This is a genomic window from Novosphingobium chloroacetimidivorans (assembly GCF_014204535.1).
Lineage (GTDB): Bacteria > Pseudomonadota > Alphaproteobacteria > Sphingomonadales > Sphingomonadaceae > Novosphingobium > Novosphingobium chloroacetimidivorans.
The window spans coordinates 1-21364 of sequence record NZ_JACHLR010000028.1 but is presented as its reverse complement, the minus strand read 5'-3'; the positions used below and the strand labels follow the sequence as shown (position 1 = coordinate 21364).

The window sequence follows — 21364 nt, the reverse complement described above, 5'->3', positions numbered from 1 at the left end:
TCAGAACGGGATGTCATCGTCCAGGTCGTCGCCGAAGCCACCGCCCGACGTGCCGCCGGTCTTGCCCCATTCGCTGCCGCCGCTGGACGACCCGCCACCGCGCGCATTGCCGCCGCCCCAGTCGTCACCGCCGCCCGACGAACGGCCACCACCGCCACCCCAATCGCCGCCACCACTGCGAGCACCGCCGCCGCCGCCGCCGCCGCCGCCCTGGGCGCCGTCGAGCATGGTCAGCACGCCGCCCATCCCGCCGACGGAGACTTCGGTGGTGTAACGGTCGTTGCCCGACTGATCCTGCCACTTGCGGGTGCGCAGTTGGCCCTCGATGTAGACCTTGCTGCCCTTGCGCAGGAAGCGCTCCGCCACGCCGACGAGACCGTCGGAATTGAGCACCACCGAGTGCCACTCGGTCCGCTCCTTGCGCTCGCCGGTGTTCTTGTCCTTCCAGTTCTCGCTGGTGGCGATCCGCAGGTTGGCGATGCGGCCGCCGTTCTGGAACGACTTCACCTCCGGATCGGCACCCAGATTGCCGACCAGAATGACCTTGTTGACGCTGCCTGCCATGGGAATCGCTTTCGTGTGTAAAGTGGCGAGAGGGTTAGCCCAAGCGAGCCCAACCACGCGAGTCTCACGAAACCGGTTTTCTACAGCCGATTTTGTACGGCCCACCTCCCGTTCGTGTCGAGCGTCGTCGAGACACATGAGCGCTGTGCCAGCGTGTCTCGACTACGCTCGACACGAACGGAGGAGGGGTATCGGGTTCTACGCTGGGAGCAGAAACTATAGCCCCGCCGCCACCGCAATCCAGTATGTCGCTCCGGCGAACACATAAGCCAGTCCGAACAAGTACGCCAACATGAATGCCGGCCATTTCCAACCGTTCGTTTCGCGCCGGGTGACCGCGATGGTCGACATGCACTGCGGCGCGAACACGAACCAGGCGAGGAAGGCGAGCGCCATCGGCAGCGTCCAGCGTGCCTTGAGCTGATCGCCCAGCGCCATTGCCTGCGCATCCTCGTTGTCCACCGGAGCGGCGACAGCGTAAGTGGTGGCAAGCGCGCTGACGGCCACTTCGCGCGCGGCCATCGCCGGGATCAGCGCCAGCGCCATGTCCCGGTCGAAGCCGATCGGCTCTACGACCACCGCCAGACCGTTGGCGATCTTGCCCGCGATCGAGGCGTCGACCTGGTTCTGCCCCTCGGCCGCGCGCGGGAAGTTCAGCAGCAGCCACAGGATCACCGTCACCATGAAGATGATCGTTCCGGCGCGGCGCAGGAAGATCCATGCGCGCTGCCACAGGCCGATCAGCAGGTCCTTGGGCGCGGGCAACTGGTACTTGGGCAGTTCCATGATGAAGCCCGATGCAGCGCCCTTGGTGACAGAGCGGCGCAGGATCAGCGCCACCACCATCGCGCCGATGATGCCCGCGACGTAGAGGCAGAACAGCACCAGCCCTTGCAGGCCGATGCCGGGCCCGACCGTGCGCTGCGGAATGAACGCCGCGATGATCACCGCATAGACCGGCAGCCGTGCCGAGCAGGTCATCAGCGGCGCGATCAGGATCGTCGTCAGCCGGTCCCTGGGATCGGTGATGCTGCGCGTCGCCATAATGCCCGGGATCGCGCAGGCGAAGCTGGAGAGCAGCGGGATGAAGCTGCGACCGGACAGGCCGACGCCCGCCATCATCCGGTCCATCAAAAACGCGGCGCGGGCCATGTAGCCCGACGCTTCCATGACCAGGATGAAGAAGAACAGGATCACGATCTGCGGCAGGAACACCACGACGGCGCCGACACCCGCCAGGACCCCGTCGGTCAGCAGATCGCGGAATAGACCCGCCGGGACCAGGTCGTTGACTGCGTCGGTCAGCAGCCCGACGCCACCTTCCAGCGCATCGGCGAAGGGCGTTGCCCAGGCGAACACCGCCTGGAACACCACGAACAGCAACGCGAACAGGATTAGCGGCCCAAGCCAGGGATGCAGCAGCGTGCGGTCGAGCCGCGCATGGAGCCGGTGCCGCTTGGATTCGGAGAGGATCGCGGCGTCGGCCATGGCATGCGCCGCCACGCGCCGCTCGGTCATGCTCAACTGCGTGAGACCTGGGCCAGGATGGCGCAGCTCCGCCGCGGCGATCGCCTCGCCCAGTTCGGTCAGTCCGCGCCGCCGCACCGCCACCGTCGGCACCACCTTGACGCCCAAGGCCTGCTCCAGCGCTATCGGATCGAGCACCAGCCCGTCTCGCTCGGCCAAGTCCACCATGTTCAGCGCGATCGCCGTCGGCTTGCCCAGCGCGATGATCTCCTGCGCGAAGACCAGATGTTGCTCGAGGTTCGAGGCATCCAGCACGACGATCAGCGCATCGGGCGCCGCCTCACCGACGAACTCGCCGCGGATCACCTTGGACGTGACCTCCTCGTCCGGGCTGGTCGGGTCGAGCGAGTAGGAGCCCGGCAAATCGGTCATCTCGACCGGCTCGCCCGAGGGCAGAACCATCCGACCAGACTTGCGCTCGACGGTAACGCCGGGATAGTTGGCGATTTTCTGGCGCGCACCGGTCAGCGCGTTGAACAGGGCGCTCTTGCCGGCATTGGGGTTACCGACCAGCGCGATCTTGCGCGGCCTGCTCACAGGATTTCGACTTCCATGGCCGCCGCGTGCGCGCGGCGCACCGCCACGGTCATGCGCCCGACCGCCAGCGCTATGGGGTCCGCGCCGCCGAACACGCCGCGATGGCTGACCTTCACCCGCGCCCCGTTATCGATCCCGAGGGCGCGCAACCGTCGCGCCTCTTCATCGACCAGGACGTTCCAATCGACCGCGACGATTCGGGCGCTCTGTCCGGCAGGAAGAAGATCGAGGGTCATGATGGCGCGCTGCCAGATTGCGGGAGAACTTGCAACTGGTTCGCAATAACTACTGCATTAACGCGCTACTTCGCCGGATAGCGCAACCGGCCCAGAAAGCGCGCCATGCTGAAGCGCTCGTCGACTGGGCGCAGCAGTTGCGCCTTGGTCTTCTCGAACCGCATGATGCCGGCGATCCGGCGCTCGAGGAAGGCATGCGTGTCCGCCTTCCCGGCGCTGTGATCGTCGGCGAAGACCGCCAGCGTCGCGCCGTAGACGCCCGCCAGGATCGTCCGCTTGGTGTAGTGGTTGTAGTCGGTGGCAGTGTCACCCGCGAGACGCCACATCACATCTGCGCTGTGCCAGCCCAGCTTGAGCGCGCGCGCCACGTTCTGCGGCAGGGCCATGATCGCCATCGCCCGGGACAGCGCTTCCTCCTGCCCGGCGATCGCATCGAGGCGGGCCAGCACCAGACGGCGGATCCGCTCGCGCACGGGAAGCGCCGCGAGTTCGGCGCGTGGCAGGGCACGGGCCATCGCGACGTCCACCGATGCGATCCAGGCGGCGATCATCTCCATCGCCCCGCCGCGGAAGGCATAGGCGGCGACGTCGGCATCGACGCCCGCCTGCGCGGCCGCGGATCGTATCGCCTCGGCGCTCCAGCCGTCGAACACGGCGGCATCCGCCAGCAGCGGCGCGAGGCGCAGCCGGAGATCGTCGAGCGAGGCGTCTTCGGCAGGTCGATCGGCGGGCATGAGGGCGTCGATGCTCATGGCTTAAAGCGAAGGACCATAGGTCGGCTTGTTGCCCTTGCCGGCGCCCGGCTTGGTTTCCGTCTTGATCGCGGCCAGAACCGGGCTGGATGGACCGTCCAGCGTCGCATAGTCACGCGCCGATCGGCCCGAATTGTCGGCACGGTCGGGGTCGGCGCCGGCCTGCAGCAGGAGCTTGGTCAGCTCGACATCATGACGGTGTACGGCGGAGATCAGCGGCGTCTCCCCCGCATCGTTCGCGACCTCGGTGTTGGCACGGCGGCCGAGCAGCACGCCCACGCCATCGCGCCAGCCCAGGTTGATCGCGACCTGCAGCGGCGTGCGGCCCTGCCCGTCGCGGGCGTTCACGTTGGCGCCCTTGGCAACCAGGAACTGCAGCCAGGTGAGGTCGCGACGGGCCGTGACGATATGCAGCGCCGATTCGCCGGTGGTCACATCCCGCGTGTTGATGATCGTGCCGCCACCGGACTGGAGCGCGCTTTCGACCTTATCGCCCTCTTTCTTGCGAACGGCCTCGAGGAACTTGTATCCCCCGGAGAACTGCGCCTGCGCCGGCACCGAGAGGCCGATGCCCGTCGCGGCGAGTGCGATCACCGCTGCCCGAACCATCCGTCCCGCGCGCGATCCGCCAAGCTTCGACACTTCGTTGTTCCTTCGCACTTTTCCGCAAGCCCGCACGAGTCCTGCCGCCGGCCCGCCCTTGCACCGGCGCGTTTAGCAGAGCATGAACCGGCGCGCCATGATCCATCGCTTCCTGTCCGTCTGCGCTCTCCTGCTCGCCCCGCTCACCCTTGCCGCCTGCGGCTCCGGAGGCCAGCCGGCTGCGAGCGAACAACGGCCGCCGCTGGAAGGCGCGGCGATCGGCGGCCCATTCACGCTGATCGACAAGGACAGCAAGCCGGTCACCTGGGACAGCTTCAAGGGCAAGTACCGGATCGTCTACTTCGGCTATACCTTCTGCCCCGACGCCTGCCCGCTCGACATGCAGCAACTGATGAAAGGCTTCGCCGCGTTCGAGCGCGGCAGCGCCGATCGGGCGGCCAAGGTCCAGCCCATCTTCATCACCATCGATCCCGAGCGCGACACACCGCAAGTCGTGGGCCAGTGGACCGCCGCCTTCTCGCCGCGCCTGATCGGGCTCACCGGCACGCCCGCACAGGTGGCAGTGGCGGCCAAGGCCTTTGCCGCGTATTACAGCAAGGGCAAGGAGAGCTCCGGCGGATACCTGATGGATCACAGCCGCATCGCCTATCTGATGGACCCGGACGGCAAGCCGCTGGCCATGCTGCCGGTCGACAAGGGCGCCGATGCCGTCGCGGCGGAACTGAACACATGGGTGAAATAGGCGGCCCTGAGTTTCGCGCGCAGTTCTGGGAGCGGCCGCTCGAGACGCTCAACAAGCGCGAGTGGGAAGCGCTGTGCGACGGCTGCGGCCAGTGCTGCCTGCACAAGGTGGAGGATGCCGACACCGGCGAAGTCTATCACACCAACGTCGCCTGCAAGCTGCTCGACCTCAAGACCGCGCGCTGCTCCAGCTATGCCGACCGCCGCAGCTTCGTGCCCGATTGCATGCGCCTGACCGCGCGCAACACCGGCTCGCTCGAATGGCTGCCCGATACCTGTGCCTACCGCCTGAGAGCCGCGGGCGAGCCGCTGCCCGGCTGGCATTATCTGATCTCCGGCGATCGCGAAGCCGTGCACCTGGCCGGCGTGTCGATCGTCGGCAGGGTCGTGAGCGAAACGGTCGCGGGCCCGCTGGAGCAGCACATCATCTGGCCCGAAGGCATGGAGGGGTGGGACATCGAGTCCGAAGGCAACCCCTGGGACGTGGCTTGATGGCGAGGGGCGTCTCCCGATCTTTCGGGCCCGCAAGGTATCGGCCCGAGGTAACCGCCTCATTCGCCCTCACCGTCGTCCCGGACTTGATCCGGGACCCCGCTTCTTGGGGCGTACCCATCTCTCTCCGAGAAAAAGCGGGATCCCGGATCAAGTCCGGGACGACGTACCAGATAAGGCGCCACGGCACGCATTGCATTGAAGCCGGGTGGTGCGAGTGGGCTAAGCAAGCCCGCCCGGGTCGTTCGTAATGCTGGACTGGCTGCGGCGCGATCCGCGCGCTGTTCCCACGCTTGCAGTCGCCGGGCGAGAGCTGCCGATCGTCGTACGCCGGCTCGACCGGGCGCGTCGCATGACCATGCGCCTCGCGCCCGACGGCAGCGAAGTGCGCATATCCATTCCCACCTGGGCACGCAGCGCCGAGGCCCTCGCCTTCGCGCGCTCGCGCCAGAGCTGGTTGGAGCGCCAGCTCACCGCCCTGCCCAGCCCGTCTCCGCTGGGTCCGGGCACGACCATCCGGTTCCGCGGCGAGCCGCTGACGATCCGCCACGAGGCGAGCGCCCGGCGCCGTCCGGTGCTGGACGATGGCGCGCTGACGGTCGGCGGGCCACTGACGGCAATCGAAGCGCGGGTGGGCCGTTGGCTGCAGGCCGAGGCGCGCACGCTGCTGACCCGGGATCTGGAGCACTACTGCACACGGGCCGGCCGCCCCGTCTCCGCGCTGGCGCTGTCGAACGCGCGGCGACGCTGGGGCAGTTGCGCGGCGAATGGAGCGATCCGGATCAACTGGCGGCTGATCATGGCCCCGGATACCGTGCGCCGCTCGGTCGTCGCGCACGAAGTGGCGCATCTGCTGCACTTCGATCACTCGCCCGCCTTCCATGCCTGTCTGGCGACACTGTTCGAAGGCGATGTGGGCGCCGCCAACGACTGGCTGAAGCGCGAAGGACGCGGACTGTATCGAACGTTCGGCTGACGGCGGCACCAATCTGGCGCCGAGGCCGGGGATGCCCTATCTTGGCGTGATGTCCCTGTTCAAACGCTCCGGCATGTGGGCCGACGTCCGTCCCACCGGCATGATCGCCGACTTCCGCCAGGTCTGGCGCGAGGCCGGCCACAACCGCTGGCGCTTCGCCCTGATCGCCGGTGCCTGCACCTTCGGCGTGTTCTACGTGATGATGGGTCAGGAGGCGAGCGCACCGCATCGCCCGCCAAAGGTCACCTACATCACCACCTTCCCCGCGCATCGCACCGACGCCGAGATCGAGGCCTCGAACCTGGCCAACCAGAAGCGCAAGGAGGCCCTGGCGCTCGAACAGGCCCGTCGCAACGAGGACGTTCGCAACCTCTACAAGGAGCTCGGCCGCTGGTCGGGCATGGATGTCGACAAGATCGCCCGCGAAGCCGACGCGCAGAATGCGGCCGAGAAGAAGGCGGAACTCGAAGCCATCCGCAAGCGCCGCGAGGAGGCGAACGCCAGGTTGGCGGCCGAGGGCAAGCCGACCGAAGCGCCCGCTCCCGCCACTCCGTGAGCACCAGGACTTGAGCGAGGACCAGCGCTGGCTGACCGCCGCGGCCAGCCTCGCCGCCCGCGCCCGCCCGCTCAGCCGGCCCAATCCCGGCGTCGGCGCGATCATCGTGCGCGGTGCTGAAGTGGTCGCGCGGGGCTGGACTCAAGCGGGCGGGCGTCCCCATGCGGAAGCTGTCGCCCTGGAGGCCGCGGGCGAGGCGGCACGCCGCGCTACCCTCTACGTCACATTGGAGCCCTGCGCGCACCTGTCCACGCGCGGCCCGGCCTGCGCGGACCTGGTGAGCGCTTCCGGCGTCGCGCGGGTGGTCGTCGGCTGCGGCGATCCCGATCCGCGCACCGCGGGGCAAGGCATCGCCCGCATCCAGGCTGCCGGGATCGCCTGCGACCTCGTCCCCTCACCAGCTTGCGAGGAAAGCCTGTCAGGCTACCTCACCCAAGCGCGGCATGGCCGACCGCACGTCACGCTCAAGCTCGCGCTCTCGCTCGACGGCTGCATCGCGCTTGCGAGCGGCGAGAGCCAGTGGATCACCGGCGATGCCGCACGCGCGCATACCCACGCCGTGCGCGCGCGGGCGGACGCGATCCTGGTGGGTGGTGAGACTTTGCGCCGCGACGCACCGCGCCTGGACGTACGCCTGCCCGGCCTCGCCGATCGCTCGCCCGAGCGCTGGGTGCTGACCCGGGGCGCAGCCCCGGCAGGCTGGTGTGCGCTCGCGTCTCCTGAGTCGCTCGGAACGATGGAGGGCGTGCAATACCTCTTCGTCGAGGGTGGAGCCGGCGCCGCGGCGGCATTCCTGGCGGCGGATGCAGTGGACCGCCTGCTGATCTACCGGGCCCCCCTCGTGATCGGCGGAGGACGTCCGGGCGTCGGCGACATCGGCCTTGCCTCGCTCGCCACCGCGCATGGACGCTGGCAACTCACCGACCGACGCCAGCTCGGGCTCGACACGCTGGAAGTCTACGCGCGGCAAGGCTAAGGCGGCACGCATGTTCACCGGCATCGTCACCGCCCTCGGCACCATCCGCGAAGCTCGCCAGAGCGGCGACTTGCGCGCCGTCATCGCTTGCCCGTTCGACCCGGCGGGCATCGCCATGGGCGCGTCGATCGCGTGCTCGGGCGTATGCCTGACCGTGGTCGACAAGGGCGGCGTGGCGGGGGACGCCTGGTTCGCCGTCGACATCTCGGGCGAGTCCGTCTCGCGCACCGTGCCCGGCCGCTGGGAGGAAGGCACGACCCTGAACCTCGAACCGGCGCTGAAGCTGGGTGACGAGCTTGGCGGGCACATCGTCACCGGCCATGTCGACGGTGTCGGCGAAGTGCTGGGCGTGTCCCCGGATGGTGATTCGCGCCGGATCGTCTTTGCGATCTCGCATGAACTGGCGCCCTACCTCGCGGCGAAGGGCTCGATCACCATCGACGGCGTGTCGCTGACCGTCAACGAAGTGACGGACCAGCCCGATGGCAGCTGCCACTTCGCGGTCAACATCATCCCCCACACCGCCGAAGTCACCACACTCGGCGCGCTCAGGCAGGGCGACAAGGTGAACCTGGAGATCGATGTCCTCGCCCGCTACCTGCAGCGCATGCAAAGCCTGCGCGGCTGAAGAGCCTCTCCTCGGCTAGCCTCGTGTCAGCATAAGCTACCGCGAGCGTAACTCCTGCCGGCCACACCTGAGTCAGCGGCGCAATGGACCCTGAAACAAGTTCAGGGCAACGAAGCACAGGCAATCAAGACAGCGGCACCGACGCGAAACTATCGCACGTGCCCATTCGTCCGGGACGATCGGGCGGACGAGCAGCCGCTCCCCTTGGAGGATCGGCTGCCTGTCCAAGCTCAGTGTTCAGCCGGTAACGTCGGCAACGGCGGCGATGAATTTGTCGATGTTGCCCATCGTCAGGCCCGCCACGTTGATGCGGCCCGAGCCTGCCATGTAGATGCCGTGCTTCTCGCGCATCTCGAGCACCTGATCCTTGCTGAGCGGGACGATCGAGAACAGCCCGTTCTGCCCACCGAGCGGCGTCAGGTCGACCGCGCCCGCGGTCCCGGCGGCCGCGAGCTTGGCACGCACCTGGCGCATGCGCTCGCGCATCTGGTCGAGTTCGTCGAGCCACTGCGCAGTCAGTGCTTCGTCGGCCAGGACTTCGCGCACGGCAGCGGCGCCATGGTCCGGCGGCTGCGACCAGTTGGCCCGCGCCAGCATGTGCCCGTTCGACATCATGCGCGGGAGATCCTCAGGGACCGCAGCCATGACGTAGAGCGCGCCGACGCGATCGCGATAGAGCCCGAAGTTCTTGTCGCACGAATAGCTGACCAGCGCCTCGGGCACGGCGACGAGCACGCGGCGCACGCCATAGGCGTCCTCCTCCATGCCGTTACCCAGCCCCTGGTAGGCGAGGTCGAGGATCGGCAGCACCTTGGCCTCTGCGACCAGATGCGCGATCTCGTCCCACTCGGCGTGCGAGTAGTCGATGCCGGTAGGGTTGTGGCAGCAGCCGTGCAGCAGGATCGCGTCCCGCTCACCCGCCCGGCCGAGCGCAGTGCCGAGGGCTTCCATGTCGGTGCGGCCGCCGGTGGTCGCATGATTGAACTCGACGACGGCAAGGCCGAGGTCGGCGCAGATCTGCGCATGGTTGGGCCAGCTGGGCACGCCGACGATGATCCGCTCGATCCCGGCGCGCTTCGCCATCGCCAGCGCGACGCGCAGCGATCCGGTGCCGCCGGGGGTCTGCATGCCCTCGATCCGGCCGCCCATGTCCGCAGTGTCCTTGCCGAACACGTAGGGCATCAGCGCCTCGACGAAGGCCATGTCGCCTTCCGGGCCGAGATAGGCCTTGGAGTCCTGCTCCTCGACCAGCTTTCGCTCCGCCGCCTTGATCGCGGCGAACACGGGCGTGTCGCCCTGCCCGGTGCGGTAGACGCCGACGCCGAGGTCGATCTTGTCGGCGCGCGGGTCCGCATTGTGGAGCTTGATGAGCGCAAGGAGCGCGTCGGCGGGCTGTTGCTGCAGGTTGCTTAACATGGCGGGCGGGGCCTTACTGTGCACCGCGCTCTGCCGCAAGCGGGTCTATGATGCCTGATCCTATTGCCCCCGTTCGGCCCGGGGTCAGCGGGCGATCAAGCGCTCAGAACGGAATCCACTTCTGCTCGTGCGTGAACTTCATGTAGCCCGCGTTGATGCCCAGCCGCACGCCCGCGCCCATGCGCACCGGAATCAGCACGACGTTGCCGCGCCGCATGTAGCTGACATGGAAGCCGCCTACGAGATAAGCCTGCCCCTCGCCGGCCGGGAAGCGCTTGTAGAGGTCCTCGGTGTCGTAGAGGTTGTAGACCAGCACGAACGCGTTGGCGGCATTCAGGCCGGCATCGAAGCCGATCGACGGTCCCGTCCAATAGACGGCGCGCGTGCCTTCCACCTTGTGGTGCATCGTGCCCGAGCCATAGCGCAGGCCGATCCCGATGGCGCCCGAGCCCTCGCGCCCGACGATATAGGCGTTGGGCTCGCCCTGCTTCTTCAGCAGGTCCTCGATCAGGCTGGCCAGGCCTTGCGCGCCCTTGCCGAAGACGCCCTCGGCCGCGCCGATCAGGTCGTCCTTGCGATAAGTGCTGCCTTGCGTCGTCTGGCTTTCGGTCCCGATCGACTGCGGGCTCCAGTCGTCGACCGAGGCAGGCGGTTCGCTTGTCGTCGCCGGAGGTCTGGAGGCCGTGTCCACGGGCGTACCGTTGCCATAGGCGCCCGAATTGGTCGCCCCCGGGTACTCCGGCGACGGGGTGGATGCCGGCACGTTCTGGCCCGGAGAGAGATCGCCATCGATCGCGGCATCGGGATCGACCGAGCGCACTTGCGCCGCCGCCGGCATGCCCACAGCCGCGGTGACAAGGCTCAGAGCTGCCGCGACCCGGTGCCAGCGCGTCCGTAAATACAAGATGTTCATTGCGTTCGAAAACCCTCCCACGCCGCCGACCGGCGCCAGCGACATAGCGGCCAAGCCCCTGTCGCACCCTGGCCTGTCGTAGACCCGATCGTGTCTGATCGGCCAATGAACGAGCGTCTGGGCCGTATCATTTTGCGACCAATCGACACCGAAGCAAGGACGAACGGAAATCTTTCGCCGAATGCCCGAGCATGCCTGCAACCCCTTGCCGCCTCTCCCCACCCTCGCTATAGCCGCGCCCTCAAGGCCGCATCCGGAGACGTGGGTGAGTGGCTGAAACCAGCGGTTTGCTAAACCGTCGTGCTCTTAAGGGGGCACCCCGGGTTCGAATCCCGGCGTCTCCGCCAGCGGCCACTTTCCAGCACACCATCACGAACTACTACAACACTGGAAAGTGGCGCTTTACCGTGCTTTCACATGGATTTTGCGTCCACTCGCGTTCGCCAAAGATCGTGGAAAGCCACGCAAACTTTACGCCCAAAGTTATGGCTGGCCGGACTGCTGATCGCCTGCTAACGGCCGAAATTATGCCCTCGCACGCGCGTAACAAGCTTTCAGATCGGCAGGTGAAGTCGGAGAAGAAGCCGGGCCTCTATGGCGACGGCGGTGGTTTGTACCTGCGTATTCGCCCGAGCGGTCGGTCTTGGATCTTCATCGGCACCCTCAAGCCCAAGGGTCAGCTCAAGATCAAGAACACCGGCAAGGGCGACCGAATCGAACTAGGTCTGGGTTCAGCCGTAGACGTCGGCCTGGCGAAAGCTCGGCAGCGTGCCGCTGAGATCCGAGAGATGCTGCTCGAGGGCATCGACCCGCGCGTCGAACGCTTGAAGAGCAAGGAACAGGCGAAGCCGGTCGACGACAAGCCTGCCGTGACGTTCGGTGCGTTCGCAATGGAACTGCTCGACAGCATTGAGGACGGCTTCCGTAATCCAAAACATAGGGCGCAGTGGCGCAGCACGCTGAAGGGCCATGCCAAGCCGCTCTTCGAGGTTCCGATCGCAGAGGTGACCACCGAGCAAATTGTTGCCGTTCTCGAGCCCATATGGCTCACCAAACGTGAAACTGCTTCCAGGCTACGCGGCCGCATCGAGCGTGTGCTGGATGCCGCCAGGGTCAAAGGACTGCGTGAGGGTGACAATCCCGCTCGCGGTCGTGGCCATCTGGAGCTGTTGCTGCCCAAGAGCACCAAGGCGGTGCGGCACCATCCCGCCTTGCCGTACAAGCAAGTTGCAGCCTTCATCGCCAGCTTGCGTCAGCGTGCCGGGATGGCGGCTCGAGCGCTTGAGTTTACAATCCTTACGGCTGCTCGCTCCGGTGAGACCCGCGGCATGACGTGGGCTGAAGTCAATCTGGAAGAGAAGCTCTGGACCGTCCCTGCATCACGCATGAAGGCCGGCGCTATGCACGCGGTGCCGCTTAGCGATCGGGCGATGGCCATCCTGAACGACTTGAAGAACGATGACATCAAGCCGCACCAGTTCGTGTTTCCAGCGCAACGGAGCGGCTCGCTCTCCGACATGACGCTTTCGGCAGTGCTCAAACGCATGAAGCACTCGGACATCACCGTTCATGGCTTCCGCTCCACCTTTCGCGATTGGGCTGGCGAAGAAACTTCTTTCGAGCGCGAGGTGATCGAAATGGCTCTGGCCCACACTGTCGCATCCTCGGTCGAGCGGGCCTACCGTCGTGGGCGAGCGCTGGAAAAACGTCGCGATCTCATGACTCAGTGGGCCGATTACTGCTTCCAAGAAAGGGAGGCAGTAAAGAACAGCGAATCACTAGAACTAGCTTCCTGATGTAAGCCTCCCTGCTTTGCTCTCGTTACGGCTGTAGACGTGCAAAAATCTGTCACGTTTGACGAAATACGTTATTTGCGTTGAAACTGATGCTGTGCTGCCTCGGCTCGACTTGGATGAGCTTAGGTCAAGTGCAATCCACTAAGAGCATCGAGTGGGATGCCGGATAGTTTCCGGTCGAGAGAATGCAGGTGACCGCGTCGGCAGTTCGGCACATCAGGATAGCACTCATTGGAAGATATGCTTCGCGCCAATGGCGGCCCCATTCGGCTGCCGACCACGCGAAGAATACGAACTTGGACCACGAACATCGCACGGCTGCAGCGAAGCTCAACGGTGGGCAACTGGCTGCACTCATCATCCGTAACCTCGGATAGACCAAAGCAGACTTCTTCACAGCGTCTGGCCGCTTAGCGAGCGGGTGATGAACGTGGCGTTCCTCGCCATGGTGCCATGGTGCCAGATCGTCCTGGCACCATGGGAGTGCAGCGAAGTCGAATGGTCGACGCGGATCGTCTGCCCTGAGTGGAAGATGACCAAGGGTGTCGGCACCGGCGACATGTGGCTCGAACTCGGCGAACGTTCAGCCGAAACGGACGGCTATGAGCACTCCTGGCTAACCGCAACACTCAAGGCCACTCCGACGAGCTGTGCGTCGCCATCAAGTTTCGGCAAGGCCTGCAAAATTTCGCAGAAGCAATCCTTCAGGACGAGAAGGCGATCCCTGGATTGCAAAAGGCGGGGTTCAAGAGCGAAGACGATTAAGAGATTTTGTATGTGCCCTTTAATATCCCGACTGAGATCATGGCCGGGACTTCGAACAAAACGACCTGAGAATGGCGCTCCAGCAGATCAGCAGGCGGCTGCGCAGGCGATCGCTGCAAAGCCTGAACTCGACAAGCTGCTCGAGCGGGTCCGGGCCGCCGGCAAGCGAAAGTAATCGCTCCCACCAGGCCGGTCGATCCGAGCCCGGTTCCATTTGCGTTCTGCATCATTCGCCTCCCGGCCGTGCAACACGGCTTCGAGGCCGAGTGCCAATCCCCCCAGCATGGCAGACACAACCGAATTGCCTCGGGCAATGATCATTGCCCGCTTGAACGGGCAACTTCGCAGAAGAGGACTCGATTTTAAGCCTTTTTCCCTATACTACCAGCACCTTACATTGCTCGCTGCATACCGGTACCCGCATCGATACCCTCAAAGCGCACGCTGCAAAGATTTGAGTCCTCAAAGCTCCAAAATCCTACCGAATGAGCAGCGATTCGGAAGACGGGTTCCACTGGACGCGTGCTGTTTCGCTGCTAGCTGCGCGCCATTCGGTGATGGGGTTCGCCGTGGAAACAGATACTGCAAATCAGCGACGCAAGACCTTAATCAACCCACTGTTCACGGATCACGTGTGATCTCTTACGACCGGGTCTGGGACGTAACCGTCGTTCCCACGCGGCTTGTCGAAGGGCAAGTCTCGCCGGTAGCGGACACACTGCCTCTGCCTAACCTGATCCGCAGAATGACAGAGACAGGCGCATACCGAATGGTTAAAACGAGAACCCCGAAATGACAGTACCTCGCCTCACTCCCGAGCAACTTGCCGCTGGCCTCAAGCAGGTCGGCGAAGGTGGTGAGATCGACTGGAAAGGTGCGACAATCCTGGCAGTGCAAGTGGCCGAGACTATTCGTTCGGCAACCTCCCCACGCCGCACTGTCACGTTCCGCAATGCCCGCATTGACGGCGATCTCCAGCTCGATGGCATAGGCGATGCAGGAGAACCGCTGCGGCTCCAGTTTCTCAGCTCCGTAATCAATGGCGACTTTCGGGCGCGTAGCGCGCGCTGGCGGCACCTGGTATTGGCCGAATGCCAATTGCGCTCTATCGACCTGCCGGGCAGCCAGTTCGAAGGCGATTTAATTGTCGAGCTGACCCGGTGCACGGGCTGGCTGGAACTACGCAGCAGCATGATCGGGCGCGGCCTCGCGCTCAACGGTTCGTATTTCGCCCGCGGCGACCGCGATGCGGCAGTGAACTTTTCCGATACCATGATCGGTGGCAACCTCAGCGCGCGCGACTTGCGCGCGCTGGGAAGCGTCAAGGGCCGCGGGGTGCGGGTCGGAAGCGATATCTCGTTCGATGGCGCCCAGATCGACGGGCGTGGCGATGGCGAGCCACTTGCTCTCGATCTCAGCCGGGCGTCAGCAGTCGGCCGTGTCCGGCTTTGCCAGGGCGACAGCGGCCGCTTCATAGCGCGGGGCCGTATTCAGCTCAATAATGCCGTCGTCGGCCAGCTCGACTGCAAGGCAGCTTTATTCGACGGCGCTGGCCAGCCTGCACTGGTCGGAGATCAGTTAGAGGTGCGGGGACATGCCGATCTGAGCGGCTTGTCGGAGCGCGGCGGGAGCTCATTTGAAGCAATCGGTGAAGTCCGGCTAAGCGCCGCAACGATATCGCAACAGTTGCAGATTCACGATGCCCGCTTCAGCGGCGAGGACAACGCCATTAGCATGGTGGGCACACGGCTCGGCGCTGATGTCCTGATCGGACATCCGGCGACCAACACTCAGTTGTTCGGCACGTTGTATGCTGACGATCTGCGGGTCGCGGGCAGGCTTATCGTTCACGGACTCGAAGCACAGGCCAGCGATACGGCGATCAGCCTTCGGCAATGCCGGATCGATGGCGAAGTTGTCCTGTACGAAGTCACGGCCAATGCACCGATCAGGTTCGACAACAGCCACGCCAACGGGATAGCGATCGAGAGCGCCCGGATCACGCGAGCCCGCCCGGCGACGAACCGCCAGGGGTTTCCCGAGCATTATGCCCATCCTGAACATTGTCTGCTCGACCTGAGCTTCGTCCGCCTGCTCTCCGATCTGCGGCTCGAGGCGGTCCATCTGCAGGGCGGCGACCTGCGCATTATCGGAGCGCGGATCGAAGGCGGGCTGCAGATGAGCCGCGCAAGCATTTGTGACGTCTCCGGACTTGCGCTGATCGCACAGGGGGCGGAATTTGGAACCGGCGTGCAGATCGCCGGATCGCCCGACGAAGCCAGCCTGATGAAGGGCGAAATTCAGTTCCTCGGTGCGACGGTACGTGGCGACATCACGCTCGCCCATGTCACAGTCGGAACGCCCGAGGTGCCAGCAGCGCTCACGCTGCATGCCGCGCAAGTCGCCAGCGGCCTGACGCTGGTTCATTGCACGGTGCACGGGGCGATCCGCGCCAGCGCGGCAAAGCTCGGCGGCAACTTCTTCGTGCATTCAAGCCTGCTCCTCAATCCCGAAAACACGGTCTGCGACCTTCGCGGTATCGTGATTGGCGGGAAGCTGCAATTTGCGAGTGCTGTCCGCGCCGAACTGATCGCGGTTCGGATCGACGGCCAGGTGGTCGCAGATAATGGCGAGGCAGCAACGCTCGGCTGGGAGAGCGTGGCGCTCGCCGACAAGAGCCTGCTTGCCTTCACCAACATGCGCATCGCGCGGCAGATTGAAGCCGGAGTTCTGATCGCCGAGGGTGCGGGCGGGTTAAACCTATCTGGAACCAGCGTGCCCTTGCTCGCCGATCGGATCGACGACGAGGAAGACAGCTGGGGCGCGGGCAAGCTGAGCCTAGGCCTCGACAACTTCGCTTATGACCGACTTGAGCGCCCATCAGGGCGCAGCGGCGATGCGCCGCACGAGATCCGCAGATGGCGAAGCAAGTGGCTTGCACGTCGCCACGATCCCGGATCCGCACGCCCCGCCCGCCATCTCGCGACGGTGTTGCGCAACCAAGGCCTGTTTGAGGCCGCCCGGCGCGTGCTAGTCGATGCGTTCGCCGCGGAAGGGCAGATGCGGCCGACCTGGATGGGACGAATGCTCAGCGAACAGTTTGGATTGTGGTTCGGGCACGGTCTAAGCGGCGCACGCGCGTTCGTGACGCTCATGCTGGTCTGGGTGCTCGGGGTTCAGAATGTGATGAGCATGTACGAGTGTGACCTGATGGTCGCCGATGAGAGCGGCAAGCCTGCTGTCTCATGCGGCAATCGCATCGATCCAACTATCTACGCGGCGGACGCGATGCTGCCTGTCCTCGACCTGGGCGAGGAAAAGAAGTGCCGGGTCGGCCAAGGGCCCAGGGCAAAACCCGAGCCCGGCTGGAAGATCGGGGGCTGGGAGGTTTCTGGCGAAGTTGCGCTCGCGCGATTCTGGTGGGCGCTCTATTGCGTGCTTGGCTGGACGGTGGTGTCGTTCGCTATCGCTACTTGGTCTGGTCTCTTTCGGCGGGGAGGCCGTGAATGATCTCGCAGCCCGGCAGCGAGGGTCTGCTTTTAAGAGAGTCAAGGCGCGCGATGAACGGCCGATATTAGGGCGCTTAGCTGCTCGACAGCTATCGACGTCGTGAATGACCGGTTTCGGCATGAGTGGACAATCGTACCCCATGTCAGAACGGCGACTTTTGGTCGCGTGCCACCGAAAGGGGAAGCAAAGCTATGCTCCCCGTTTCGCGAGCTTATGGCTTCGCGGCGACCGGCAGGCGGAATGGCGAGCCGAGGCGATTGAACGCGTTCATTGCCGCGATCGCTAGCGTGAGATCGACCAAGTCCTTGTCAGCAAAGGCGGCGGCAGCGGCGGCATAGGCTTCGTCTGAAGCATGGGTCGTGCTGACATTGGTCACTTCCTCCGCCCAGGCCAACGCTGCTCGATACTGGTCAGAAAACAGGTGCGGCACCTCCGCCCAGACGGGGACCAGCGAGACCTTGTCGATCGCCATGGTCTTGAGCAGATCACGGGTGTGCATATCGATGCAATGGGCGCAGCCGTTGATTTGCGACACTCGTAGAAAGATCAGATGGATCAGCTCTTCAGGAAGCTCAGTCTTCCTGGTCACATAGTGATGGATACCGAACAGAGCCTTGGCGCCCTCGGGCGCGATTTCCGACCAGTTCAAACGCTTCATCTCGGTCATGCTGCTTTCCTTGCAATCGGCGCCGAGCATCGGCGCTCGCTGACTTGACGAGGTACGCCGGTGCATCGTGACATTATGGCGCAGATATTTTTCGGTTCCGCCTTCGTCCGGTGTCACACCGGAGGCGGTCATCTCGTCATGCAGGCAGTCACTTGCATCGGAGACATGGACATGAAGATCGTTATCATCGGCGGCACCGGACTGATCGGTCGGCCCCTCGTCGGACTGCTGCGGGCGGAGGGTCATGAGGTCGTCGCCGCATCGCCCAGCACCGGCGTTGATGCCCAAGCCGGCACAGGCTTGGCTCGGGCGCTGACAGATGCTGCGGTACTAGTTGATGTCAGCAATGCTCCTTCGTTCGAAGATGCGGCCGCTCTCGCCTTCTTTCGCGGCACCACGGCGAACCTGCTGGAAGCGGCCCGCGACGCCGGGGTGCGCCACTTCGTCGCGCTCTCGGTCGTCGGCACGGATCGCCTTCAAGCCTCGGGCTATTTTCGCGCCAAGCTAGCGCAGGAACAGCTGATCGCCGCTGGCGGCGTTCCCTACACGATCGTGCGGGCCACCCAGTTCTTCGAATTTCTGTCAACCATCGCAGACGGCTATACGCAGGGCGACGCTGCGCACTTGCCGGGCATTGCGCTCCAGCCGGTCGCTGCCACCGACATCTCGGCCCTGCTTGCCGAAATAGTCACGGCTGATCCGGCAGATGGCATCGTCGAAGTCGCGGGACCCGAGCGCGCGCCGCTCGCGGAATTCACCGCCAACTGGCTTGGCGCGCGAGATGATCCGCGCCGGATCGTCGTCACCGACGATCGCAACTATTTCGGCGCCCCCGCCGACGACCACACGCTGGTGCCTGGAGAGGACGCGCGGATCGCGCCTACGCGTTTCGATGCGTGGCTTGCCGCTCAGTCGCAGGGGCAGGCGGCATGAACAGGCGCCTTCCGATCGCGCTGGCCGTAGCGCTCGGTCTCGGGGCCATAGTAAATGGCTTGTTCATGCTGATCTCGCCTGCGAACTGGTACTTCGCGGTCCCGGGCGTCACCACCACCGGCCCGTTCAACCAGCACTTCCTGCGCGATATCGGACTGATCTTCCTTCTAGTCGGTATCGCGATGCTGACCGGTGCCGCGCGGCCGGCGGCACGCGCCACGCTGTGGTCCCTCGCTGCGCTTTGGCTTGGTGGCCACGCGCTGTTCCATTTCTGGGAGGTGGCTGTGGGCATCTGCGGGACGGGCGCGCTGGTCCAGGATTTTCCCGCAGTGACACTTCCGGCTATACTGACGGCCGCTCTCGCCCTGTGGGCGTGGCGCGATGCGGCAGGCGACAGTCGCCGATCGCATCCGGTGGAGGACTCCCGTGCTGCCCAGTGACGGACGCCTCGCTGATTTCGAGGCCGAGCGGCCAAGACTGCTGCGTCTTGGCTATCGGATGCTCGGATCGGTCAGCGAGGCGGAGGATGTCGTTCAGGAGGCCTGGCTGCGATGGGCGGCAAAAGCGGAGAGCGTGGACACGCCGGCGGCCTATCTGACCCGCGTTGTCACGCGTCTCTGCCTCGACCAGCTCAAGTCCGCCCGCGCGCGCCGGGAGACCTATGTCGGGGCCTGGCTGCCCGAACCGCTCATGGGCACGACTGAGGCGGAGGAGGCGATCGCCGATGACGTGACGCTCACTCTGATGCTCGCCATGGAGCGCCTGTCCCCGCTGGAGCGTGCTGCCTTTCTGCTCCACGACGTGTTCGACATGGCGCTGAGCGATGTCGCGACGACATTGGGGCGCGAGCCTGCAGCCGTGCGACAGCTTGCCTCGCGCGCACGCAAGCACGTGCAGCATGCGCGGCCACGTTTTACCGTAGAGGCGATGGAGGCCGATCAGATCGCGCGAGCCTTCTTTTCTGCTGCCCGCGACGGTGACACGGTCGCATTGTCGGCACTGCTGGCTCGCGACGTCGAGATCCATTCCGATGGCGGCGGCAAGGTCATCGCTTTCCGCAATGTGGTGCGTGGGATCGACCGAGCGCTTCGCTTGTTCGCCGGGCTGCGTCGGAAGTACACGTCAGCGCCGACGCTGCTACGCACCGCGATCATTAACGGCCTGCCCGGCTACATCAGTATCGATCGTGGCGACGTGCTCCAGACCACTGCGCTTGATGTACGCAATAGCCGCATCATGGGGATCTATATAGTTCGTAATCCTGACAAGCTTCGCCATGTGGCGGCAGCTATCGGCACAGACGGTCATCCGCAGCACAGCCACTGACGGTCGTGAATTGGTCGGCTGCCGCCGCTTGTCTGGCTCGTCTAGCTGCGGCTGCAGCCGCCGACAAAACTGCCGGAGATAAGGGACTGGGGCGTTCCTGAAACCGGCCGTTCGTTCATCATTCGCAGCATGGCAGTTTTCTTGGCAGGTTCCGACAGTAAGTTCGCTGCTCCTACCGGGGCGCTAAGCGCGTTCAGGCTTCGGAGATCATTGCGTTCCGGCAAGGATGACAGCGACGGTCTCGTCGGGCATGTCCCATGCGGGGAAGTGGCCGCTGGACTTGAACCAATGTAAATTCGCCGATGGGAACGCTGCTTTGGCGCGCTCCGCCTGGCGAGGCAGGCAAAGCCGGTCCTGCCTGCCCCATCCGATCACGATGCGGCCGGTGGATCGTGCGGCCGGCCCGGTCTGCTCGGGGCCGCCGGCAAGATCATCGACCAAAGCGCGGAATGTTGGCGTGGTGCTAAGTCCGGTCAGTTCCGTCGCGACGACATGCGGGTCGAGCGCCCATGGCCGCGCCGACAGTTGTGCCAGCAACGCCGTGCGCGTCGCTGCATATTGGCTGAGCGTCGGCAACAGTGGTCGAATCGCGCGCAGCAATCGGCCCGACAGCCCGATGGTCACTTTGAAGAAAGTTCGCTCCCAGCCACGCCAAAAACCGCCCGGGTCGAGTGCCACGACATTGCCGACTTCACCGCGCCGTGCCAATTCAAGCACGATCCGCGCACCCATCGAGCTACCGACGACGTCGATCCCCGTTAGCCCACTAGCTGCGATATAACGTTCGACACTCCCGACGAGACCGACGAAGGTTCCGCTATCGGCTTCGGCAGGGGTGACACCATGTCCCGGAAGGTCGATCGCAATCACCGTGCGATGAGCGCTTAGCTCATCAAGGATCGTAGTCCACGATTGCCAACTTCCACCAAGGCCGTGAACGAGTAGTAACTTTCGGCCTGTGCCGCGCTGAACATGATGCATCTTGCGCTTTCTGGTTGTCGTAGCGCTAACGCACCGGATCGGCTGATGGGGCCACTGACGCCTTCAGCGCCAAACATTCTTACGTGGCTCGCCGCTTTGCCGTCGCTTGGTGATGCGCTCGAACGTCGGTAATGGCGTTAACAGCCGTCGCGCAACTCTTGGCCACCTCTTCAGCATCCGCCGACAAAGCGGTCGGTCATCCGTTTTCATGAGTTCCTCGATAGCGGCCATCTGTTCATCTGCTCGTGGTCGAGCAACGAACGGCGGGTTTCGGAGCGTGCCTAGCCCGCGGTCGACGACGGGAAGGTCGTGGAAAGCGGACGAAGCTCGCCGCCTGAGAGTTACCTTGCATGATTATCGAGATTGATAACCCATGACGTGCTCCCCGGATTGTTACCAGTCAGAGGTAGAGTCCCGCGCCTTCATGATGGTTGGTTGAGGTGATGGCAACCTGTCCGGGGGCATGCCC

At 64.8% G+C, this 21364-nt stretch carries 21 protein-coding genes and 1 tRNA gene; 13 read left to right on the top strand and 9 right to left on the bottom strand.

The annotated features are described in order from the left end of the window. From ssb to HNO88_RS19745, 5 genes are all read right to left on the bottom strand, one after another. The gene (gene ssb / locus HNO88_RS19765; protein ID WP_184249932.1) at window positions 1–564 is read right to left on the bottom strand and encodes a single-stranded DNA-binding protein; all 564 of its coding nucleotides are present in this window, start codon (window positions 562–564) and stop codon (window positions 1–3) included. Window positions 565–780: 216 nt separating this feature from the next. Beyond that, window positions 781–2628, bottom strand: a complete 1848-nt coding sequence (gene feoB / locus HNO88_RS19760; protein WP_184249929.1) for a ferrous iron transporter B — start codon at window positions 2626–2628, stop codon at window positions 781–783. Further along, window positions 2625–2864 carry a FeoA family protein gene (locus HNO88_RS19755; RefSeq protein WP_184249926.1) on the bottom strand — a complete coding sequence of 80 codons (240 nt, stop codon included), beginning with the start codon at window positions 2862–2864 and terminating at the stop codon, window positions 2625–2627. Before HNO88_RS19755 ends, feoB begins: the two co-directional genes overlap by 4 nt. 65 nt (window positions 2865–2929) lie before the next feature. Then, the gene (locus HNO88_RS19750) at window positions 2930–3616 is read right to left on the bottom strand and encodes a COQ9 family protein (protein ID WP_246382136.1); all 687 of its coding nucleotides are present in this window, start codon (window positions 3614–3616) and stop codon (window positions 2930–2932) included. A gap of 3 nt (window positions 3617–3619) precedes the next feature. Continuing rightward, entirely contained in the window at window positions 3620–4258 is a 639-nt protein-coding gene (locus tag HNO88_RS19745) for an ankyrin repeat domain-containing protein (protein WP_312857131.1), read from the bottom strand. An 82-nt stretch (window positions 4259–4340) separates the two neighbouring features. Between HNO88_RS19745 and HNO88_RS19740 the strand changes: the two genes are divergently transcribed. From HNO88_RS19740 to HNO88_RS19715, 6 genes are all read left to right on the top strand, one after another. Beyond that, a complete protein-coding gene (locus tag HNO88_RS19740) occupies window positions 4341–4961 on the top strand; it encodes an SCO family protein (protein ID WP_184249923.1) in 621 nt (206 codons plus the stop codon). Then, entirely contained in the window at window positions 4949–5452 is a 504-nt protein-coding gene (locus HNO88_RS19735) for a YcgN family cysteine cluster protein (RefSeq protein ID WP_184249920.1), read from the top strand. Before HNO88_RS19740 ends, HNO88_RS19735 begins: the two co-directional genes overlap by 13 nt. Before the next feature lie 250 nt (window positions 5453–5702). Beyond that, window positions 5703–6428, top strand: a complete 726-nt coding sequence (locus tag HNO88_RS19730; RefSeq protein WP_184249916.1) for a M48 family metallopeptidase — start codon at window positions 5703–5705, stop codon at window positions 6426–6428. Window positions 6429–6459: 31 nt separating this feature from the next. Then, window positions 6460–6984 carry a hypothetical protein gene (locus tag HNO88_RS19725; protein ID WP_184249913.1) on the top strand — a complete coding sequence of 175 codons (525 nt, stop codon included), beginning with the start codon at window positions 6460–6462 and terminating at the stop codon, window positions 6982–6984. Between the two features lie 10 nt (window positions 6985–6994). Next, window positions 6995–7960, top strand: coding sequence for a bifunctional diaminohydroxyphosphoribosylaminopyrimidine deaminase/5-amino-6-(5-phosphoribosylamino)uracil reductase RibD (gene ribD, locus HNO88_RS19720; protein ID WP_246382134.1), 966 nt, complete (start codon window positions 6995–6997; stop codon window positions 7958–7960). Between the two features lie 10 nt (window positions 7961–7970). Next, complete coding sequence (locus HNO88_RS19715) at window positions 7971–8588, top strand: riboflavin synthase (RefSeq protein ID WP_184249907.1); 618 nt, start codon at window positions 7971–7973, stop codon at window positions 8586–8588. A 237-nt stretch (window positions 8589–8825) separates the two neighbouring features. Here the strand turns inward: HNO88_RS19715 and HNO88_RS19710 are convergent, their stop codons facing one another. Both HNO88_RS19710 and HNO88_RS19705 read right to left on the bottom strand, forming a co-directional pair. Further along, window positions 8826–10004: an amino acid aminotransferase gene (locus HNO88_RS19710; RefSeq protein ID WP_184249904.1), complete on the bottom strand. Its 1179-nt coding sequence runs from the start codon at window positions 10002–10004 to the stop codon at window positions 8826–8828. Between the two features lie 103 nt (window positions 10005–10107). Beyond that, window positions 10108–10917 carry a DUF1134 domain-containing protein gene (locus tag HNO88_RS19705; RefSeq protein WP_184249901.1) on the bottom strand — a complete coding sequence of 270 codons (810 nt, stop codon included), beginning with the start codon at window positions 10915–10917 and terminating at the stop codon, window positions 10108–10110. 255 nt (window positions 10918–11172) lie between these two features. Between HNO88_RS19705 and HNO88_RS19700 the strand changes: the two genes are divergently transcribed. From HNO88_RS19700 to HNO88_RS19685, 4 genes are all read left to right on the top strand, one after another. Beyond that, window positions 11173–11264, top strand: a tRNA-Ser gene (locus tag HNO88_RS19700). Between the two features lie 138 nt (window positions 11265–11402). After that, window positions 11403–12713 carry a tyrosine-type recombinase/integrase gene (locus tag HNO88_RS19695; protein WP_184249970.1) on the top strand — a complete coding sequence of 437 codons (1311 nt, stop codon included), beginning with the start codon at window positions 11403–11405 and terminating at the stop codon, window positions 12711–12713. 424 nt (window positions 12714–13137) lie between these two features. Continuing rightward, entirely contained in the window at window positions 13138–13653 is a 516-nt protein-coding gene (locus HNO88_RS19690; RefSeq protein WP_184249899.1) for a hypothetical protein, read from the top strand. Between the two features lie 617 nt (window positions 13654–14270). Further along, the gene (locus HNO88_RS19685; RefSeq protein WP_184249896.1) at window positions 14271–16988 is read left to right on the top strand and encodes a hypothetical protein; all 2718 of its coding nucleotides are present in this window, start codon (window positions 14271–14273) and stop codon (window positions 16986–16988) included. A gap of 211 nt (window positions 16989–17199) precedes the next feature. On the opposite strand, the gene HNO88_RS19680 is transcribed toward HNO88_RS19685, so the two are convergent. Further along, window positions 17200–17787 (bottom strand): carboxymuconolactone decarboxylase family protein, encoded by a 588-nt coding sequence (locus tag HNO88_RS19680; protein ID WP_246382132.1) that lies wholly within the window; start codon window positions 17785–17787, stop codon window positions 17200–17202. 39 nt (window positions 17788–17826) lie between these two features. On the opposite strand from HNO88_RS19680, the gene HNO88_RS19675 reads away from it, so the two are divergent. From HNO88_RS19675 to HNO88_RS19665, 3 genes are read left to right on the top strand one after another with little or no spacing between them, the layout of a single operon-like run. Continuing rightward, on the top strand, window positions 17827–18588 hold the full coding sequence (locus tag HNO88_RS19675) for an SDR family oxidoreductase (RefSeq protein WP_184249893.1): 762 nt from the start codon (window positions 17827–17829) through the stop codon (window positions 18586–18588). Next, complete coding sequence (locus HNO88_RS19670) at window positions 18585–19028, top strand: hypothetical protein (protein WP_184249890.1); 444 nt, start codon at window positions 18585–18587, stop codon at window positions 19026–19028. The genes HNO88_RS19675 and HNO88_RS19670 overlap by 4 nt, the downstream gene beginning before the upstream one ends. Continuing rightward, on the top strand, window positions 19015–19914 hold the full coding sequence (locus HNO88_RS19665) for a sigma-70 family RNA polymerase sigma factor (RefSeq protein ID WP_312857130.1): 900 nt from the start codon (window positions 19015–19017) through the stop codon (window positions 19912–19914). The genes HNO88_RS19670 and HNO88_RS19665 overlap by 14 nt, the downstream gene beginning before the upstream one ends. A 207-nt stretch (window positions 19915–20121) precedes the next feature. Here the strand turns inward: HNO88_RS19665 and HNO88_RS19660 are convergent, their stop codons facing one another. Beyond that, on the bottom strand, window positions 20122–20895 hold the full coding sequence (locus HNO88_RS19660) for an alpha/beta fold hydrolase (protein ID WP_184249884.1): 774 nt from the start codon (window positions 20893–20895) through the stop codon (window positions 20122–20124). Window positions 20896–21364 lie beyond the last annotated feature (469 nt).

Bases quoted from the DNA above. Each gene is read 5' to 3' on its own strand.
- ssb (WP_184249932.1), bottom strand. From the start codon at position 564: ATGGCAGGCAGCGTCAACAAGGTCATTCTGGTCGGCAATCTGGGTGCC.
- HNO88_RS19755 (WP_184249926.1), bottom strand. From the start codon at position 2,864: ATGACCCTCGATCTTCTTCCTGCCGGACAGAGCGCCCGAATCGTCGCG.
- HNO88_RS19750 (WP_246382136.1), bottom strand. From the start codon at position 3,616: ATGAGCATCGACGCCCTCATGCCCGCCGATCGACCTGCCGAAGACGCC.
- HNO88_RS19740 (WP_184249923.1), top strand. From the start codon at position 4,341: ATGAACCGGCGCGCCATGATCCATCGCTTCCTGTCCGTCTGCGCTCTC.
- HNO88_RS19735 (WP_184249920.1), top strand. From the start codon at position 4,949: ATGGGTGAAATAGGCGGCCCTGAGTTTCGCGCGCAGTTCTGGGAGCGG.
- HNO88_RS19730 (WP_184249916.1), top strand. From the start codon at position 5,703: ATGCTGGACTGGCTGCGGCGCGATCCGCGCGCTGTTCCCACGCTTGCA.
- HNO88_RS19725 (WP_184249913.1), top strand. From the start codon at position 6,460: ATGCCCTATCTTGGCGTGATGTCCCTGTTCAAACGCTCCGGCATGTGG.
- HNO88_RS19715 (WP_184249907.1), top strand. From the start codon at position 7,971: ATGTTCACCGGCATCGTCACCGCCCTCGGCACCATCCGCGAAGCTCGC.
- HNO88_RS19710 (WP_184249904.1), bottom strand. From the start codon at position 10,004: ATGTTAAGCAACCTGCAGCAACAGCCCGCCGACGCGCTCCTTGCGCTC.
- HNO88_RS19705 (WP_184249901.1), bottom strand. From the start codon at position 10,917: ATGAACATCTTGTATTTACGGACGCGCTGGCACCGGGTCGCGGCAGCT.
- HNO88_RS19695 (WP_184249970.1), top strand. From the start codon at position 11,403: ATGGCTGGCCGGACTGCTGATCGCCTGCTAACGGCCGAAATTATGCCC.
- HNO88_RS19690 (WP_184249899.1), top strand. From the start codon at position 13,138: ATGAACGTGGCGTTCCTCGCCATGGTGCCATGGTGCCAGATCGTCCTG.
- HNO88_RS19685 (WP_184249896.1), top strand. From the start codon at position 14,271: ATGACAGTACCTCGCCTCACTCCCGAGCAACTTGCCGCTGGCCTCAAG.
- HNO88_RS19680 (WP_246382132.1), bottom strand. From the start codon at position 17,787: ATGACCGCCTCCGGTGTGACACCGGACGAAGGCGGAACCGAAAAATAT.
- HNO88_RS19675 (WP_184249893.1), top strand. From the start codon at position 17,827: ATGAAGATCGTTATCATCGGCGGCACCGGACTGATCGGTCGGCCCCTC.
- HNO88_RS19670 (WP_184249890.1), top strand. From the start codon at position 18,585: ATGAACAGGCGCCTTCCGATCGCGCTGGCCGTAGCGCTCGGTCTCGGG.
- HNO88_RS19660 (WP_184249884.1), bottom strand. From the start codon at position 20,895: ATGCATCATGTTCAGCGCGGCACAGGCCGAAAGTTACTACTCGTTCAC.